A 16,393-nucleotide genomic window follows, 5' to 3' on the forward strand; every position below is an offset into this window, starting at 1 on the left:
GGAAATCCAGCGCCACCGAAAAACCAAGGCACCGCCCCCGAAAACCAAGGCACCGCCCCCGAAAAATCGAAGCGCAGGCCCCGAAAACCGAAGCGCAGGCCCCGGGAAGAGATCTTCCCGGGGCCTGCGCTTGTGCTCAGCGCCGTCCGCGGAGGCCGCAGACGGCGTTCTGCGGGCTAGACGCCGGCCGTCGCGTCCGAGGTGCCGTTGGCCTCGTGTTCGGCCGTCTCCGGGCCGTCCACGCCCTCCTGCGAGCGCTGGCCGGGGATGCCGGAGAGCCGGTTCTCCATGCGGATGCGGCGTTCGTCGGCCTTGGCGCACAGGTCCATCGCCGCCCGGTTGAAGCGGACCGACGACGGCGGGTCCGACGGGCCCAGCAGGTGCTCCTTGAGCTCGGCCCGCTCCGCGACGAGGGTGTCCTTCTCCGGGTTGCGGACCGCGTCGAGCAGACCGGCCACCTCGGCCGCCTCCGGCGTGAGGATCGTCGCCGCCCGGACGGTCGGGAAGTTCGCCCGGAAGTCGTCCTCGCTCATGCCCGACGTATTGGCGACCGCGTACGGCTTCTCGCTGGTCAGGTAGTCCGAGACCACGCTGGAGACGTCGCTGATCAGCACGTCGGCCTGGTTGAAGCAGCTGAAGATGCCGGGGCGGGCGGTGGTGATGATCTGGTGCTCCCACTCGGGGAAGGAGTTCCAGTACGCCTCCTCCCAGGCGGTGACCGCGTCCGCGACGGCGGTCGCGCGGCCCTCCTCGGGAGTGCCCTGCAGCCGCATCCGCTCCAGCTCGTCGGCGCTCTTGCGGAACGCCGAGGTGGTCAGCGCGTTCAGCGCCTCGGCGCGGCGGGCCAGCTCGGCGGCGGCCTCCGGGCCGGGGCGGTCCCCGCTGCGCCGGGCGTTGGCCTCCGTGATCATCGCCTGGATACGGGCGTTCGCGGCGCCCGCCCGCGGGTCGACGGAACCGGTCATCGGGTGCGGCTTGTACAGCAGTCGCACGTTCTCGTCGGCGAGGAGTTCGCGGACGATGTTCTCGCCGGCCAGGATCACCGAGGTGTTGCCCGGGTTGCCGTCCCAGCCCTCCCAGGTCGGGGCGTACAGCACGGTGGTCCGGCCGGCCGGGGCGCCCTCGTAGGGGCGGATCGGGGCCAGCTGGGGGCGGCCGACCTCGACGACGTCCTTGTCCTCCACGCCGATGTCGGCGAGCTGGTAGCGGTCGCGGGCCGCCGGACCCGCCACCCAGACCTCGTCGTACGCCTTGGCGTACGGGTTGCAGGAGGACAGCTTGTCGCTCTCGCCGTGGTTGATGAACGCGTGCTTGATCGACGGGATCCGGAGGATCTGCGAGGTCTTGCCGGAGTTCGCCGGGTGCAGCAGGACCTTCAGCGTGGAGTGCTCCAGGCGCATCAGGTTGGCGACCTTCGGGATGCAGACGATCGGGATGTCCGTGGCCTCGATCTTCTGCACCATGAAGCGCTCACGGAGCACGATGATCGGGTTGCCGTCCAGGGAGGCGAGCGTGCTCAGCCACATGTTGGCCTGGTAGGCGGAGGACGAGCCGCCGGAGAAGTACATGCCGACGGTCGGCCGGTACTCGGCCAGCCAGTTGTCCAGCCACTCCAGCGCCTGCTGTTCGGCGACCACGCGCTTCTTGGGCAGCAGCCAGGTGCCCAGGTAGAGGGTGCCGCCGGCCGACAGGGCCAGGGAGACGGTCAGTCCGATGCCGCCCCAGTAGGCGTCGGTCGTGATCGCGGTCACCATCATGCCGACCGTGGTCGGCACCGAGAAGCGCAGCAGCCGCCGGCCCGTCTGGCGGGACAGGATCCGCGGCGGCGCGTCGCACAGCCGCAGCTCGCCGGCGTCGATGTTGCGCGTCACGAACGGCAGGCTGCGGGTCCTGCGGACCAGCACCGCGACCGCCTGGCACACGAAGTGGGTGCCGTAGAAGAGGAGCAGCGTGATGGTGAGCGGCGCCTGCTCCTCCAGCGGGTTGATGCCGTCGATGTGCAGCAGGCCGACCAGTATCAGCATGTCGCGCAGCAGCTGGCGCACCGTGACGTCGAACCGGATCCGGCCCAGCACGGCGAGCAGGCCGGGCTGCTTGTGCTGGAGGACCAGGTCGAGACCCAGGTTGATCACGGAGGCGGCGATGAACAGCGGGATGACGGGCAGCAGCGCACCGACGAGCTGGGCGGTGAACGCGAGCATCATCGCGAGGAGTGCCGCGAGCTGTACGGCTCGGCGGGGAACGATTCCGGCGGAAGGCACGGGGGAGGGCTCCTGGCAGCAAGAAGGTCAGGGGGGAGGCCGAAGTGGGGCGGCCGGGTCCCGCGCTGCGACGCCGCCGGAGCGGCGAAACGGGACCGATGGACACCCGACCGTATGACCTTGTTGGCCTTGGTGACAATCTGCTGTGGCTCTCATCACCGCGAAAGCGGATCAATCGAACGCAACCCCTTGGCCGTTCCGCCCGTCTTAAGGAATTCCGGGTGGGTGGCGGTAAATGCAGTAAATACAGCCACGGGAAGAAGCCTTCGACCGAATACGGCGGGCGGGCCGGAGGGCGCCCCTCCGTATTGTTCCAGGCCCTTGGCGGTGGTGCACGCCACCCGTGCCGGTCCGTTCGCCGTCCCACCGGGCGTCCGCCAGGCGATATCGGCACGCGCCGGCGGGCCGCACTGCCGTAGATTGCGCCCGTAGGGACGCGTACGGGACGGTCGGGACCACCCGTACGGCGGCGGGAAACAGGCGAGCAGTACAGGGGTACAGCAGGTGGCAGGCGCAAGGCAGGACGTCGCTCACGCACGGCGGATCGTGGTGAAGGTGGGCTCGTCCTCACTGACCACGGCCGCCGGCGGACTGGACGCGGACCGGGTCGACGCGCTGGTGGACGTGCTGGCCAAGCACCAGGACAAGGAGATCGTGCTGGTCTCCTCCGGTGCCATCGCGGCCGGCCTGGCCCCGCTGGGCCTGGACCGGCGGCCCCGCGACCTGGCCCGCCAGCAGGCCGCCGCCAGCGTCGGCCAGGGCCTGCTGGTCGCCCGCTACACCGCCTCCTTCGCCCGCTACGGCCGGCGCGTCGGCCAGGTCCTGCTGACCTCCGACGACACCAGCCGCCGGGCCCACTACCGCAACGCCTGCCGGACCCTGGACCAGCTGCTCGCCATGGGTGCCGTGCCGATCGTCAACGAGAACGACACGGTCGCCACCGACGAGATCCGCTTCGGCGACAACGACCGGCTGGCCGCGCTGGTCGCCCACCTCGTCCGCGCCGACCTGCTGATCCTGCTGTCCGACGTGGACGGCCTCTACGACGGCGACCCGGCCACCCCGGGCACCTCGCGGATAGCCGAGGTCCGTGGTCCCAAGGACCTCGAAGGCGTCTCCATCGGGAGCGCGGGCAAGGCCGGTGTGGGCACCGGCGGCATGGTCACCAAGGTCGAGGCGGCCCGGATCGCGGCCGCGGCCGGCATCCCCGTCATCCTGACCTCCGCCGTGCACGCCGCCGAGGCGCTGGCCGGCGGGCCCACGGGCACGCACTTCCTGCGGACCGGGCGGCGCTCCGCCGACCGGCTGCTGTGGCTCGCACACGCCTCCACCCCGCGCGGCGCGCTCGTCCTGGACGACGGCGCGGTGCGGGCCGTGGTGGAGCGGCACTCCTCGCTGCTGCCCGCCGGGATCGCCGCCGTGGAGGGCGAGTTCTCGGCCGGTGACCCGGTGGAGCTGCGGGACGGCGGGGGCCGGGCGATCGCCCGCGGGCTCGTCAATTTCGACGCCCGGGAAATCCCCCGATTGATTGGCCGTTCGACCCGCGATCTCGCCCGTGAGCTGGGCCCCGCCTACGAGCGGGAGGTCGTGCACCGCGACGATCTCGTGCTGCTGCACCACTGACGCCGTCGCGCCCCGCCGCCGGCCGTCGCGGCACCGGCACCCCGCCCCGGCCGCGGTGTGCGGACCGGGCTTTCCCGCGAGAGCTTGGCAAAAACGCCCCCGCGACGGCCCGCGGACTGGTCAACTTTGTTGCGGGGCGCCACGGGGGAGGGGTGCCCGCCGCGCGCAAGCGCACCGTCGACGTACCACCCAGTCGGCCCGCAACCGCCCAGGGCCGAGCAATTCGCAGTACAGGAGGCCGCCGGTGAGACGAGGGCGCCCAGGAGCACCGCCCCGAGGGACGGCGGAGCGCACGCTGACCAGCGTCGGACCCGGCCCGGCCACCGGCCGGCCGGACGAGACGCACCCGGAGGAGCGGAGCGGTACCGCGCGGCGAAACACGGAGAGTGACGGCCGGGAGGCGTCCCGGCTCTGGCACATCACCCTCAGCGTCTCCGGCGCCGAGGCCCCGCTGCGGGAGGTCCGGCGGGCGCTGGAGCAGCTCGCGCACGACCATCCCTTCCTGCTGACCAGCCGCTACGCCAACGACCACGCCGAGATCCGCTACTGGGAGGAGGCCCGCGATCTGCACGACGCCGCGGCGGTCGCCCTGCGGCTCTGGGGCGAGCACCGCTCGACGGCCAAGCTGCCCCCGTGGGAGATCGTCGGCCTGGAGGTCATCGACCGTGAGACGTACCACCAGCGCATCGCCGAGGGTTACGGTCCGCCACCGGCCGCACCCGTAGGCGTGCACCCCTTCTGAGGGGCGGCCCGATGCGTTCCGCGCTGTGAGATGACCCGTGGCCGCGGCCTGCCCGCCCGATAGGCTGCGGCCATGACCAGCAGCGCATCGCAGACCTCGCCCGTCCTCGACACCGCCCGCCGCGCGCGGGAGGCGGCCGCCGTCCTGGCGCCACTGCCGCGGACGGCCCGCGACGCCGCGCTGCTCGCCATCGCCGACGCCCTGGTGGAGCGGGCCGAGACGATCGTCGAGGCCAACGCCCGGGACATCGCCAAGGCCCGGGAGGCCGGCACCGCCGAGTCGATCGTGGACCGGCTCACCCTCACCCCGGAGCGGATCGCGGCGATCGCCGCGGACGTCCGCCAGGTCGTGGCGCTGCCCGACCCGGTCGGCGAGGTGGTCCGCGGCTCGACCCTGCCCAACGGCCTCGACCTGCGCCAGGTCCGGGTCCCGCTCGGCGTGATCGGCATCATCTACGAGGCCCGGCCCAACGTGACGGTGGACGCCGCCGCCCTCTGCCTGAAGTCCGGCAACGCCGTGCTGCTGCGCGGCTCGTCCTCCGCCTACGCCTCCAACAGCGCCCTGGTGGAGGTGCTGCGCGACGCCGTCCAGAGCGCCGGACTGCCCGCCGACGCCGTCCAGCTGGTGCCCGGCGAGAGCCGCGACTCGGTGCGCGAGCTGATGCGCGCCCGCGGCCTGGTCGACGTGCTGATCCCGCGCGGCGGCGCCTCGCTGATCCGCACGGTCGTCGAGGAGTCCACCGTCCCGGTGATCGAGACCGGCACCGGCAACTGCCACGTCTACGTCGACGAGGCCGCCGACCTCGACATGGCGATCGACATCCTGATCAACTCCAAGGCCCAGCGGCCCAGCGTCTGCAACGCCGCCGAGACCGTGCTGGTGCACGCCGGCATCGCCGAGAAGTTCCTGCCGCGCGCCCTGGAGGCGCTCACCCAGGCCGGTGTGGTCGTGCACGGCGACGCCGCCTGGCAGCAGGCCGGCCCCGGGCTGGTCGCGGCCGCCACCGACGAGGACTGGGCGACCGAGTACCTCTCGTACGACATCGCGGCCGCCGTGGTGCCCGACCTGGACGCGGCGGTGGCGCACATCCGGCGCTGGTCCTCCGGGCACACCGAGGCGATCGTCACCACCTCGCAGGCCGCGGCCCGCCGGTTCACCCAGTTGGTGGATTCCACCACCGTCGCGGTCAACGCCTCGACCCGCTTCACAGACGGCGGACAGTTCGGTTTCGGCGCCGAGATCGGCATCTCCACCCAGAAGCTTCACGCCCGCGGCCCCATGGGCCTGCCGGAACTGACCTCCACCAAATACATCGTCACCGGCGATGGCCACACCCGCTGACACCGGCCCCGGATTCCCCGTCACCGGCACCTCGTTCTCTGTGTTCTCTGTGCTTTCTCCCTGCCCAAAATGGTCCCCCGGGGCTAACCTGGACGGGTGCCGGACGACGTGGGGGGCACGCCGTTCCCGGACGGCGAAGAGCCCGACGAGCACCACCACGGGAGCCACGGAAAAGCGGATGAGGAATTCGCTTCCGTGGTCTTCGACGAGGAATTCGTCCGGTCCGCGCGCATCCACGAGCCCTCGGCGGTCGAACGGATGCTGGCCGCCGCCGAGGCGCGCGCCGAGGCCGAAGCGGCCCGCTCGGCCCCCGGTTTCGGCCCCGACGGCGCGGACGACCACGACGCGTACGGCGTCCCGCGGCACCGCGGCACGTACGGCGGGTTCGAGGACGACGACTACGACGACCACCCGTACGGCCCCTACGGCGGGTCGCTGCGCCCGTACCGCGGCAGCACCCGCTGGCACCGGCCGGTGGCCTGGGTCCTGGCCGTGGTCATGGGCATCGGGCTGGTCGCGCTCGCCTTCAGCGCCGTCTACCGTGGTGCCTCCGGGCGCAACCAGAGCCCCGCGCCGGCACCCACGTCCAGCGGTGCCGACGCCCCGGCCACGGGCGGCGCGGACAGCGGGCGCACGGCGCGCCCCGGCCTGCCGTCGCTGCCGTCCGCTGATACCGTGCGCCCGTCATTTTCCGCCGGCACCCGCGCGCAGTGACGCCGCCGTGCGCTGCCCGTATCGGGGGCGCCCGAAACGGAACGGTGCGCTGAAGTTGCCCGCCGCCCCGGCGTTTACCTTTGCCCCGGCCGACCTACTCTTGTTGTATGACCGGGCCTGGTGACCCTCCCGAAGGGACGCCCAACGGCGCCCCGGGAGGCGGTGAGGACGAATACCGATCCGTCGTCTTCGACGAATCGTTCGTGCGCGCTGCGCGGCTGCAGGAATTCTCCGCCGACGAACGGCTCGGCGAGCACCACGCACCCGCCGTGAAGACCCGGCACGCCTGGATGCGGCTGGGGGGCTCCCGGCAGGCGATCCTGCTGGTACTGCTGATCGTGCTGGCCTTCGGCACCGCCGTCTACATGGGCATCCGGCATCCGTACAAGACCCCGGAACCGCCCCGGGCGCAGCCGTTGCGGTCGGCCGTCGTGCCGCTCGCGCCCAGCGGGGAGGTGCCCGGCGGGACGCCGGAGGACCTCTTCGCGCACAGTCCCGCGGCGAATTACCGGATCGGCGCCGCGGGCGTGAACCTGCCCACGGTCTCCCGCACCGACCACTTCTCCGACGGCCAGATCGTCTCCGCGCTGACCATCGCCAAGGACTACCTCGTCCGTTCCTCGCTGGACCCGGAAACCCTCACCGGTGGGTCCGTACGGCCGCTGCGGCTGCTGCTCGACACCGGCCAACTCGACCAGTTCGACCGCAGCTTGGCGCACCCGGACGACAACGGCAGGAACGCCGCCACCGGCTGGCTGGTCCGCTTCGACCCGAAGCAGACCCGGCTCGCGGACCGGAACGTACGGGTCAACGGCACGCTGTCCGCAGCGGAGTTGAGCCCGGACGCGCTGGAGGTCACCGCGGACTACACCTTCGTCTATGCCGTCCGGCCCGGCCCCGGCGCCCGGCAGGACGCGGCCGGCCAGGGCGTCGGCAAGGCCACCGCGGGCGCCGCCTCGCTGGTCACCGTGCGGCGCGAGATGCACTTCCGGCTGGGCCGCGACGACCTGGCCGATCACCGCCTGGAGGTGCTGCAGAGCAGCTTGCAGGCCGGGCCGCTGGCCTGCTCCTCGCAGCCGGCCGACGCACTGCGCCCGCTCTTCGCGGGACAGCACGCCAGCAGCGAGCGCCCGGCCGGCACCGACCCCTACGCCAGGGACCGGGCCAACCCCTCGCTGTGCGGTCAGCTGGCGCCGTCCGCCGAGCCGAAGCCGGCCCACCCGATCCGCTAGGCGTCCGAGGACCCTCCGGGCAGGCGAGCCGCTCCGGGGGTGCGCGCCGTGCCGAGCGTGCGAGCCGTTCCCTCAGGCCTCCGAGCCGTTGGTCCGGTCCGTGCCGTTGGCGCCGCCCTGACCGCCGCGCGAGCCGCCGCCGAAGACCGTGTCCCGCAGCTTGCCGCCCAAGTCGCCCGCACCGCCCGCGATATCGCGGACCAGGCCCATCAGCGGGTCCTTGCTGTTGCGCACCGACTCCGCGTAGTGCGCCGCCGAGTCCCGGAACGAGTCGGACACCGAGGCGTCCTTGTCCTCGTCGCGGCGGAGGTAGTGGCCGTCCATGATCCGCTGGTAGTCGCGGCTGGCCGCCCACTTCTTCAGCTCGGCCGCCCGCACGGTCGTGAACGGGTGGCTGCGCGGCAGGAGGTTGAGGATCTTCAGCACGGAGTCGCGCAGATCGCCGCCCGACTCGTACTCGTCGGCCTGCTTGAGGAAGGCGTCGACGTTCATCTCGTGCAGATGATTGCCGCCGGCCAGCTTCATCAGGCCGCGCATCGAGGCCTGCAGGTCCTGCCCGACCAGCAGCCCGGCGCGGTCCGCCGACAGCTCGGACTTGCGGAACCACTCGCGCAGTGCCGTCACGATCGCCATGATCGCGACGTTGCCCAGCGGGATCCAGGCGACCTTCATGGCGAGGTTCGTCAGGAACAGCAGGATCGTGCGGTAGACCGCGTGCCCGGAGAGGGCGTGGCCGACCTCGTGGCCGACGACCGCGCGCATCTCCTCCTCGTCGAGCAGCTCGACGAGGCCGGTCGTCACCACGATGATCGGCTCGTCCAGGCCGATGCACATGGCGTTGGGCTGCGGGTCCTGATTGACGTACATCGGCGGGACCTTCTCCAGGTCCAGGATGTAGCAGGCGTCGCGCAGCATGTCGTTCAGGTGCGAGAACTGCTGGTCGCTGACGCGCACCGAGTCCGACAGGAACAGCAGCCGGAGGCTGCGCTCCGGCAACAGGCCGCTGAGCGTCTTGAAGACGGTGTCGAACCCGCTGAGCTTGCGCAGGGCGACCAGCGCCGAGCGGTCCGCGGGGTGCTCGTACGACCGGGAGGAGATTCCGGGGAATCGCCGCCGGTCCCGGCTCGGTACACGCGCGCTGCCGTCTGGGCTCTCCGTCATTGGGGCCTCCCCCTCTTCGACTGCGTGAGTTTCAGACTAGAGGACGCCACTGACACGCGAATGGATGCTCGGGCGTACGCTGGCGATCGCACCAATGACCGCACAGGCCCGTACAAAAGACCCCGCGGGCCGGTACCCGAGGAGCGCCGCCATGCCGCATCCGAGCCTGCTGCTCGCCGCAGCCGAGCAGACCGCCAGGGACAGCGGCCCCGGATGGATCCTGCGCACCGTGATCATCGTCGGCGTGCTCGGCGCCGCCCTGCTCGCGTGGTTCCTGCTGCGCGGCTACGGCCAGGACTGACCGTCCGGGACCGCGACCCCGAGGCGGACGGACGCGGCCGGGCGCATCCGGGTGGAGTCGCCGTGAGCCCGCAGTGAGCCGACGCATACGATGTGGTGGAAGTCTCTGCCCGCATCGAGCCCGGATTGGTCCTGCTGACGATGAGCCTGCACACCACCGCACAGTCCCTGGTTTCCCTCGCCGCCGAACCCGGCCACGAGGGCGGTCACGCCAGCCTCAGCCCTTTCGTGACCGGCGGCGGTGCCCTGTTTGTCCTGCTCCTCCTGCTGTGGGTCACGACCCGGTTCAACCGGGACCGCTGAGCCCCGGCACCCGGCCCCCGGCATCGCGCGCCGCCCAGTAGGGTCTGCACGCATGGGAGAGCACACAGGGCCCGTGAAGCGGCGACTCGGAGTGATGGGCGGGACGTTCGACCCGATCCACCACGGACACCTGGTCGCCGCCAGCGAGGTGGCCAGTCAGTTCCACCTCGACGAGGTCATCTTCGTGCCCACCGGACAGCCGTGGCAGAAGAGCCACAAGAAGGTGTCCCCGGCCGAGGACCGGTATCTGATGACGGTCATCGCGACCGCCTCGAACCCGCAGTTCTCCGTCAGCCGTATCGACATCGACCGCGGCGGCAAGACGTACACGATAGACACGCTGCGTGATCTGCGTGCGGAGCACCGTGACGCGGATCTGTTCTTCATCACCGGCGCCGACGCGCTCAGCCAGATCCTGACCTGGCACGACGCCGCGGAGCTGGTGTCGCTCGCCCACTTCATCGGGGTGACCAGGCCCGGCCACGTCCTCGCGGACCCCGGGCTGCCCGAGGGGGCGGTGTCCCTGGTGGAGGTGCCCGCGCTGGCCATCTCCTCGACCGACTGCCGGGCGCGCGTCGCCCAGGGGGATCCGGTCTGGTACCTGGTGCCGGACGGTGTGGTGCGCTACATCGACAAAAAACAGCTGTACCGCAACGACTGCTGACGGGGCTGACGGAAAGGGGCACCGGTGAGCGACCGACACGATCCGTACGGGCCGCAGGACCCGTATGCCCGCGACCCTTACGCCCAAGAGCAAGGGCAGCAGGGGCAGCCGGGCTACACCTACGACGCCTACGGGCAGCCGGTCTACCACGACGCGGCCCGGCAGCCGTACGAGCAGCAGCACGACCCGTACGGCGGGCACCCCGCCCCGTCCGCCTACGAGGGCTACGACCCGTACGGCACGGCGCAGGGCCACCAGGCGCAGCAGACCTACCAGGGGCAGCAGGGCCAGCAGACCGGTGCGGGCCACGGCTACGACCCGTACGGCCGCGGCCAGGTCCAGGCGGACCCCGGCTACCCCCAGCAGTACGACCCGTACGGCCGGCCGCAGCAGGCGTCCCCCCAGCAAGCGCCCCCGCATCAGGCCTCCCAGCAGGAGTGGATCCCGCAGCAGGCCCAGCAGGCGCCGTACGAGCAGCTCTCCTACGAGGAGCAGCGCTATGGCGCTCCGGCCGCCCCCGGCGGCGGCGAGGACGCCCGGCAGCCGGGCGGCGGGCGCCGCGCCCCCTCGGACGGTCCGGCGGCACAGACGGTGAGCGGCCCGGCCGACGGGGCCGCCGGAGACCCCTCGGGCGCCCCGGAGTACCGCACGGAACAGTTCTCCTTCATCGAGGAGCCCGACGAGGACTCCGAAGACGTCATCGACTGGCTGAAGTTCACCGAGAGCCGGACCGAGCGGCGCGAGGAGGCCAAGCGGCGCGGCCGCAGCCGGATCATCGCGCTGTCGGTCGTCCTGGTCCTCCTGGTGGCCGGTGGCGCCGGCTATCTGTGGTGGGCGGGCAAGCTGCCCGGACTGGCCGGTCCGGACACCGGCCGGGCCGCCGCGGCCGGCGGCCAGAAGCGCGACGTCCTCGTGGTGCACCTGCGGGACACCAAGACGGGCAACAGCTCCACCGCGCTCCTCGTGGACAACGAGACCACCGAGAAGGGCACCACCGTCCTGCTGCCCAACAGCCTCGTGGTCCCCAAGGACGACGGCAGCAGCACCACGCTCGGCAAGTCCGTGAAGGCCGACGGCGCCGAGCCCACCCGGGACGCCCTCAACAGCCTCCTGGGCGCCGACCTGAAGGCCACCTGGCGGCTGGACACGCCCTATCTGGAGAACCTCGTCGAGACGGTCGGCGGGATCACCCTCGACACCGACGCCACCGTGCCCGGCGCCAAGAAGGGCGCCTCCCCGGTGGTCAAGCAGGGCCGCGCCCAGGACCTGGGCGGTCAGGCGGCCGTCGCCTACGCCACCTACCAGGCGCCCGGCGAGCCGCAGACCCGTCAGCTCCAGCGCTTCGGCCAGGTCATGCAGGCGACGCTGAAGAAGGTCTCCAGCGACGCCGACGGCGCCACCGCGACCGTCAAGGCGCTCCTCCAGGTCCTCGACCCGCCGCTCACCGAGGCCCAGCTGGGCAGCTCGCTGGCCCAGCGGGCCGAACTGGCGAAGACCGGGGCCTACCGCACGACCCTGCTGCCCGTACAGGCCGACGGCACGCTCAGCCCGTCCACCGCGGCCGGCGTGGTCAAGGACGTGCTCGGCGGCACGGTCAAGAAGACCGCGCCCGACACCACCGCCCGGGTGGCCGTCCGCAACGCCACCGGCAACAAGGCGGCCACCGGAAAGGCGCAGGTCGCCCTGCTCAACGGCGGCTACACCTTCGTCGACGACGGCACCGAGGGCGTGGCCCGGCCCGCCTCCCGGGTCACCTACGCCGACGCCGCCTCGAAGGCGAAGGCCACCGAGGTCGCCAAGACGCTGGGTCTGTCAGCGGGCGTGGTCCGGCAGGGCAAGGGCGCCGGGAACGCCGACATCACGGTGGTCCTCGGCCAGGACTACAAGGGCTGACGGGAGGGGCGGGCGGTCCGCCGCAGGGCCGCCCCGCCCCGTCCCGTCACCGGTGGGCCGAAGGCGCCGCGACCGCCCCTGACCAGCCCGGATGCGCGATCTGACCCGCTGGTTCGAAAACCCTGCCGGGAGTGTCAGTGGTCCGTGAGACCCTTGAGGGGTACTTGACCGCCGATCCGGTTGCCCACGGGGACCGCGGCGCGCGCCGCGGCGGGGCCGAGCCCCGCCCCGTGACCGGCCGGAAAAGCAGCCCTCGACCCGGAAAGCCGCTTGTGACCGCCACGGACCGCTCCATCGAGCTCATCAACGCCGCAGCCCAGGCCGCGGCCGACAAGCTCGCGCACGACATCATCGCGTACGACGTCAGTGACGTCCTCTCGATCACCGATGCCTTCCTGCTGGCCTCGGCCCCCAGCGACCGCCAGGTGAAGTCGATCGTCGACGAGATCGAGGAACGGCTCGCCAAGGAACTCGGCGCCAAGCCGGTCCGCCGGGAGGGCGACCGCGAGGCCCGCTGGGTGCTCCTCGACTACGTCGACATCGTCGTGCACATCCAGCACAGCGAGGAGCGCGTCTTCTACGCGCTTGAGCGGCTGTGGAAGGACTGCCCGGAGATCGGCCTCCCCGAGGACGCCCAGGCCACCCGCGGCAAGGCCGCCGCGCACGCCGAGGCCACTGCGGGCCGGCAGGACGGAGAGCTGCTCTGAACGGCACGAAGAAGGCGCCGGGCCGCCGCATCGTCCTGTGGCGGCACGGCCAGACGGCCTGGAATCTGGAGCGCCGCTTCCAGGGCTCCACGGACATCGAGCTGACCGAGGCCGGGCTGGCCCAGGCCCGGCGCTCGGCCCGGCTGCTCGCCGCCCTGAGGCCGGACGCGATCATCGCCTCCGATCTGAGGCGCGCGACCGCCACGGCGAACGAGCTGGCCGTGCTCACCCGGCTCGACGTGACCCATGACGCGGCCCTGCGCGAGACGTACGCGGGCTCCTGGCAGGGGCTGACCCACGAGGAGATCCTCGGGCGCTACGGCGAGGAGTACACCGCCTGGAAGCGCGGCGAGCCGGTGCGGCGCGGCGGCGGCGAGCTGGAGACCGAGGTGGCCGACCGGGCCGCCCCCGTGGTGCTCAACCACGCCGACAAGCTGCCCGAGAACGGCACCCTGGTCGTGGTCAGCCACGGCGGCACGATCCGCACCACCATCGGGCGGCTGCTCGGCCTGGAGGCCCACCACTGGGAGGGCCTGGGCGGTCTGTCGAACTGCTGCTGGTCCGTGCTCGGTGAGGGCGCGCGCGGCTGGCGCCTGTTGGAGCACAACGCCGGCACCCTGCCGGAGCCGGTGCTCGGCGACGACGTCTGACCCCCGCCGGTGGCCCGGACGGACCCGGATTTCACATCTGGGCAGGTCGCAGGCTAAAGTTCTTCTTGTTCGCGGCGCCGCCGGGGAAAACCCCGGAGGAGCGGAACAAGACCCGGGGCTATAGCTCAGTTGGTAGAGCGCCTGCATGGCATGCAGGAGGTCAGGAGTTCAATTCTCCTTAGCTCCACAACCCGGATGATCCCGCCTCCAGATGGAGGCGGGATCATTGCGTATGTGCGGACCTGCGCGGCCCGCCCGCTGTGAAGACGGACCTGACCTGGGGGGCCGTCCGTGGCAGAATCGGACGGCGCCGCCAGGGGAGGAGGGACAGCGATGCCCACGAGCATCCTCGGGGAGGTCGACGACCCGCTCGACGTCGCTGCGGCGGGCGCGGGCACCGGCTCTGCCCTGCAGTGCCCCTCGTGCGGCTCGTCGCACGTCGCACAGGTGCTGGGCGACAACGGCGGTGTCTCCTTCGTTTGTACGGCCTGCGGCCACAGTTGGAGCTGATGGATGGGCGCCCACAGCAGGAAATGTGACTGGTGCGGCAGCGGAACGCCGATCGTGCGCGACATGGAACCGGTCAACACCGACTACCAGTACTGGTGCGAGGAATGCGCCCGCGCCCTGGTCATAAAAGGCGACCCGATCGAGACCTACCGGGAGCTCGACGGGGAGCCGATCTACGGGCGGCTGCTCGACGAGCACTGCACGCTCAAGCGCTTCTACTCGTTCGCCACGGCCTGACCGGCGTCGCCCGCCAACTGGCGGGCGTTCCGTGCATCTTGGGTCGGACGCACCCGCCGTTCTGGCACCCCCCGGGCATCTCCGGAGGCATCCGGGCAGTTCCGTACGGTTCCGGTCGGTTCCGGTCGGGTGGAACTGGCGTGCGCCCACCCGGCGTTGGACCGGTCGACGGCGCACCGGCCGCCTCCCGCTCCGCGTCAATCGCGGGCGGCGGGGGAGCGGTCGGACCGCCACAGCCGGGCCCCGGCCAGGGCGAGGGCGGCCAGCCCGGCGAGCGGATAGACGTCGGAGAGCAGCATCTGGATGCCGTTCTGGTGCAGTTCCTGGTGCTGGTGCCAGCGGTGCGGCACCCACCACAGCGCGAAGGAGCAGAAGAGGAGGCCCAGCGTGACGGTGATCACCCACCAGCGGCGCGCGCCGGTGCCGGTCCGGTCGAGCGCCTCGGAGCCGAGCAGGATCAGCAGTGGCACGCACCACACCCAGTGGTGGGACCAGGAGATCGGGCTGATCAGGAGTGCGGTCACGGCGCAGGCGACGGCGGCCCAGGCGCGCCCGCCGTCGGCCGGGGACGCCTCCCGCCCGCGCAGCAGCGCCCCGGCGGCCAGTGCCAGGCCGGCGAGCGCGGTCAGCCCGGCCAGTACGGCCCAGGAGGCGCCGGGGTCGTGGGTGTGCAGCAGCCGGGCGAGCGCGCCGCGCAGCGACTGGTTCGCGGTGATCTCCACCTCACCGACCCGGTCGGCGGCGAACACGATCTCGGTCCAGAAGCGGTGCGAGTCGCGGGGCAGCGCGAGGGCGGAGAGGAGGACGGTGGCGAGGAAGGTCGCGGTGGCCACGGCGGCCTGCCGCAGCCAGGGGTTCCAGGCGGCGCGCGGACCGGCGCCGGAGCGCAGCAGCCGCCCGGCCCGGACGGCGCCGGCCACGGCCAGGAAAACGGCGAACAGCGCCGGTGTGAGCTTGAGGCCGGCCGCGATACCGATGCCGATACCCGCGAACCGGTGGGTGTCCTTGCGGGTCAGGTCCCACAGTACGAGCGCGGCGAGCAGCAGGTTGATCTGTCCGTAGCGCAGCGTCGTCCAGACCGGCTCGCACCACACCAGCAGTGCCGAGACCGCCAGGGTGGCGGCCGGCCGGGGCAGCCGCCGGGGCCGGTCCGCCAGGCGCAGCGAGAGGCCGACGACCGCGACGAGCAGCAGCAGGTTCCCGGCGGTGGCCAGGGTGCGCATCGCCGGGACGCCGAGGAGCGTGAGCGGGGTGAAGAGCAGCGCCGCGAAGGGCGGGTAGGTGTTGGGCAGGTGGGCCGAGGTGGCCACCATGTCGTAGAGGGACTCGCCGTTACGGACGGTCCAGCCCTCGGCCCGGTAGACCATGAGGTCGATCATCGTGACGTGCGCGAGCCGCTGCGCGGTCCAGAAGGCGGTGAAGGAGACCAGGCAGGCCAGCGCCGCCGCGGCCGTCGGGTGGCGGCGCAGGACGCCGTTGCCGGGGTGCGGGCCGCCGGGGTCGGTGGACTGTTCCAGCTCCAGCGCGGTCACGGCGTAAGGCTCCCCCAGGACGAATCGGGCACGGCCTGCCGACAGTACCGCGCGCCTCTTCCAAGGGCCCCCGGGAAACCGATTTGGCAGAAGGCGGGGAGGTCCGTGTAATGTAGGCGATGCCGCAGCGGGGAACCGGGCGGAAAACAAAATACGGGGCTATAGCTCAGTTGGTAGAGCGCCTGCATGGCATGCAGGAGGTCAGGAGTTCAATTCTCCTTAGCTCCACAGAGACAGAGCAGGCCGTCCATCGCGGACGGCCTGCTCTGCTGTGCGCCCCCGTCTCCCGGGGGGGGCGAGCGCCTCGTACGCGGGGTGACGGTCGGTCAAGTACCTGTCCGCTATGGCGGATTCACTGTTCGCCGGATGGCCTTTCCTGACCAGTCCTTGCCATTCCTTGGTCTCTTCTTGGTGATCACATTCCCCTGACATGAACAGTTCACCGAAAGAGTGGCGAATCGCGTGTGAGCGTCACATCCACCGCATGCACCGCTCGTGAGGTGCCGCGCATCGGCGCACCGGC

Annotated in this window: 16 protein-coding genes and 2 tRNA genes; 15 read left to right on the forward strand and 3 right to left on the reverse strand. The window is 71.9% G+C overall.

What is annotated here, in order from left to right; translation table 11 throughout:
• Positions 1–176 precede the first annotated feature (176 nt).
• Entirely contained in the window at positions 177–2,261 is a 2,085-nt protein-coding gene (locus AB0G35_RS03745) for a hypothetical protein (protein ID WP_360943150.1), read from the reverse strand.
• A gap of 504 nt (positions 2,262–2,765) precedes the next feature.
• Here AB0G35_RS03745 and proB point away from each other — a divergent pair.
• The 5 genes from proB to AB0G35_RS03770 all read left to right on the forward strand — a co-directional run bounded on the left by proB (position 2,766) and on the right by AB0G35_RS03770 (position 7,913).
• Entirely contained in the window at positions 2,766–3,884 is a 1,119-nt protein-coding gene (proB, locus tag AB0G35_RS03750; RefSeq protein ID WP_360943153.1) for a glutamate 5-kinase, read from the forward strand.
• A 244-nt stretch (positions 3,885–4,128) separates the two neighbouring features.
• Positions 4,129–4,626, forward strand: a complete 498-nt coding sequence (locus AB0G35_RS03755; RefSeq protein ID WP_360943156.1) for a hypothetical protein — start codon at positions 4,129–4,131, stop codon at positions 4,624–4,626.
• 72 nt (positions 4,627–4,698) lie between these two features.
• Positions 4,699–5,967 (forward strand): glutamate-5-semialdehyde dehydrogenase, encoded by a 1,269-nt coding sequence (locus tag AB0G35_RS03760; RefSeq protein ID WP_360943159.1) that lies wholly within the window; start codon positions 4,699–4,701, stop codon positions 5,965–5,967.
• Positions 5,968–6,063: 96 nt separating this feature from the next.
• On the forward strand, positions 6,064–6,681 hold the full coding sequence (locus tag AB0G35_RS03765) for a hypothetical protein (RefSeq protein ID WP_360943162.1): 618 nt from the start codon (positions 6,064–6,066) through the stop codon (positions 6,679–6,681).
• A gap of 107 nt (positions 6,682–6,788) precedes the next feature.
• Positions 6,789–7,913 (forward strand): hypothetical protein, encoded by a 1,125-nt coding sequence (locus tag AB0G35_RS03770; protein WP_360943165.1) that lies wholly within the window; start codon positions 6,789–6,791, stop codon positions 7,911–7,913.
• Between the two features lie 72 nt (positions 7,914–7,985).
• On the opposite strand, the gene AB0G35_RS03775 is transcribed toward AB0G35_RS03770, so the two are convergent.
• Entirely contained in the window at positions 7,986–9,074 is a 1,089-nt protein-coding gene (locus tag AB0G35_RS03775) for a M48 family metallopeptidase (protein ID WP_360943168.1), read from the reverse strand.
• 151 nt (positions 9,075–9,225) lie between these two features.
• On the opposite strand from AB0G35_RS03775, the gene AB0G35_RS03780 reads away from it, so the two are divergent.
• The 9 genes from AB0G35_RS03780 to AB0G35_RS03820 all read left to right on the forward strand — a co-directional run bounded on the left by AB0G35_RS03780 (position 9,226) and on the right by AB0G35_RS03820 (position 14,338).
• Positions 9,226–9,375: a hypothetical protein gene (locus AB0G35_RS03780; protein ID WP_360943171.1), complete on the forward strand. Its 150-nt coding sequence runs from the start codon at positions 9,226–9,228 to the stop codon at positions 9,373–9,375.
• Positions 9,376–9,467: 92 nt separating this feature from the next.
• Positions 9,468–9,677, forward strand: a complete 210-nt coding sequence (locus AB0G35_RS03785) for a hypothetical protein (RefSeq protein WP_360943852.1) — start codon at positions 9,468–9,470, stop codon at positions 9,675–9,677.
• A 52-nt stretch (positions 9,678–9,729) separates the two neighbouring features.
• A complete protein-coding gene (gene nadD / locus AB0G35_RS03790; RefSeq protein WP_360943174.1) occupies positions 9,730–10,341 on the forward strand; it encodes a nicotinate-nucleotide adenylyltransferase in 612 nt (203 codons plus the stop codon).
• A gap of 24 nt (positions 10,342–10,365) precedes the next feature.
• Complete coding sequence (locus tag AB0G35_RS03795; RefSeq protein WP_360943177.1) at positions 10,366–12,234, forward strand: LytR C-terminal domain-containing protein; 1,869 nt, start codon at positions 10,366–10,368, stop codon at positions 12,232–12,234.
• A gap of 272 nt (positions 12,235–12,506) precedes the next feature.
• Positions 12,507–12,941 carry a ribosome silencing factor gene (rsfS, locus tag AB0G35_RS03800; RefSeq protein ID WP_360943180.1) on the forward strand — a complete coding sequence of 145 codons (435 nt, stop codon included), beginning with the start codon at positions 12,507–12,509 and terminating at the stop codon, positions 12,939–12,941.
• On the forward strand, positions 12,938–13,591 hold the full coding sequence (locus AB0G35_RS03805) for a histidine phosphatase family protein (protein ID WP_360943792.1): 654 nt from the start codon (positions 12,938–12,940) through the stop codon (positions 13,589–13,591). The genes rsfS and AB0G35_RS03805 overlap by 4 nt, the downstream gene beginning before the upstream one ends.
• A 114-nt stretch (positions 13,592–13,705) precedes the next feature.
• Positions 13,706–13,778: transfer RNA gene (locus tag AB0G35_RS03810), tRNA-Ala, on the forward strand.
• Positions 13,779–13,924: 146 nt separating this feature from the next.
• The gene (locus AB0G35_RS03815) at positions 13,925–14,101 is read left to right on the forward strand and encodes a hypothetical protein (RefSeq protein ID WP_360943183.1); all 177 of its coding nucleotides are present in this window, start codon (positions 13,925–13,927) and stop codon (positions 14,099–14,101) included.
• A gap of 3 nt (positions 14,102–14,104) precedes the next feature.
• Positions 14,105–14,338, forward strand: a complete 234-nt coding sequence (locus AB0G35_RS03820) for a hypothetical protein (protein ID WP_030413843.1) — start codon at positions 14,105–14,107, stop codon at positions 14,336–14,338.
• A 197-nt stretch (positions 14,339–14,535) separates the two neighbouring features.
• Here the strand turns inward: AB0G35_RS03820 and AB0G35_RS03825 are convergent, their stop codons facing one another.
• Complete coding sequence (locus AB0G35_RS03825) at positions 14,536–15,870, reverse strand: glycosyltransferase 87 family protein (protein WP_360943187.1); 1,335 nt, start codon at positions 15,868–15,870, stop codon at positions 14,536–14,538.
• A 155-nt stretch (positions 15,871–16,025) separates the two neighbouring features.
• On the opposite strand from AB0G35_RS03825, the gene AB0G35_RS03830 reads away from it, so the two are divergent.
• A tRNA-Ala gene (locus tag AB0G35_RS03830) sits at positions 16,026–16,098 on the forward strand.
• Positions 16,099–16,393 lie beyond the last annotated feature (295 nt).

The sequence above is a fragment of the Streptomyces sp. NPDC021749 genome (genome assembly GCF_040640655.1).
Classification (GTDB): Bacteria; Actinomycetota; Actinomycetes; order Streptomycetales; family Streptomycetaceae; genus Streptomyces.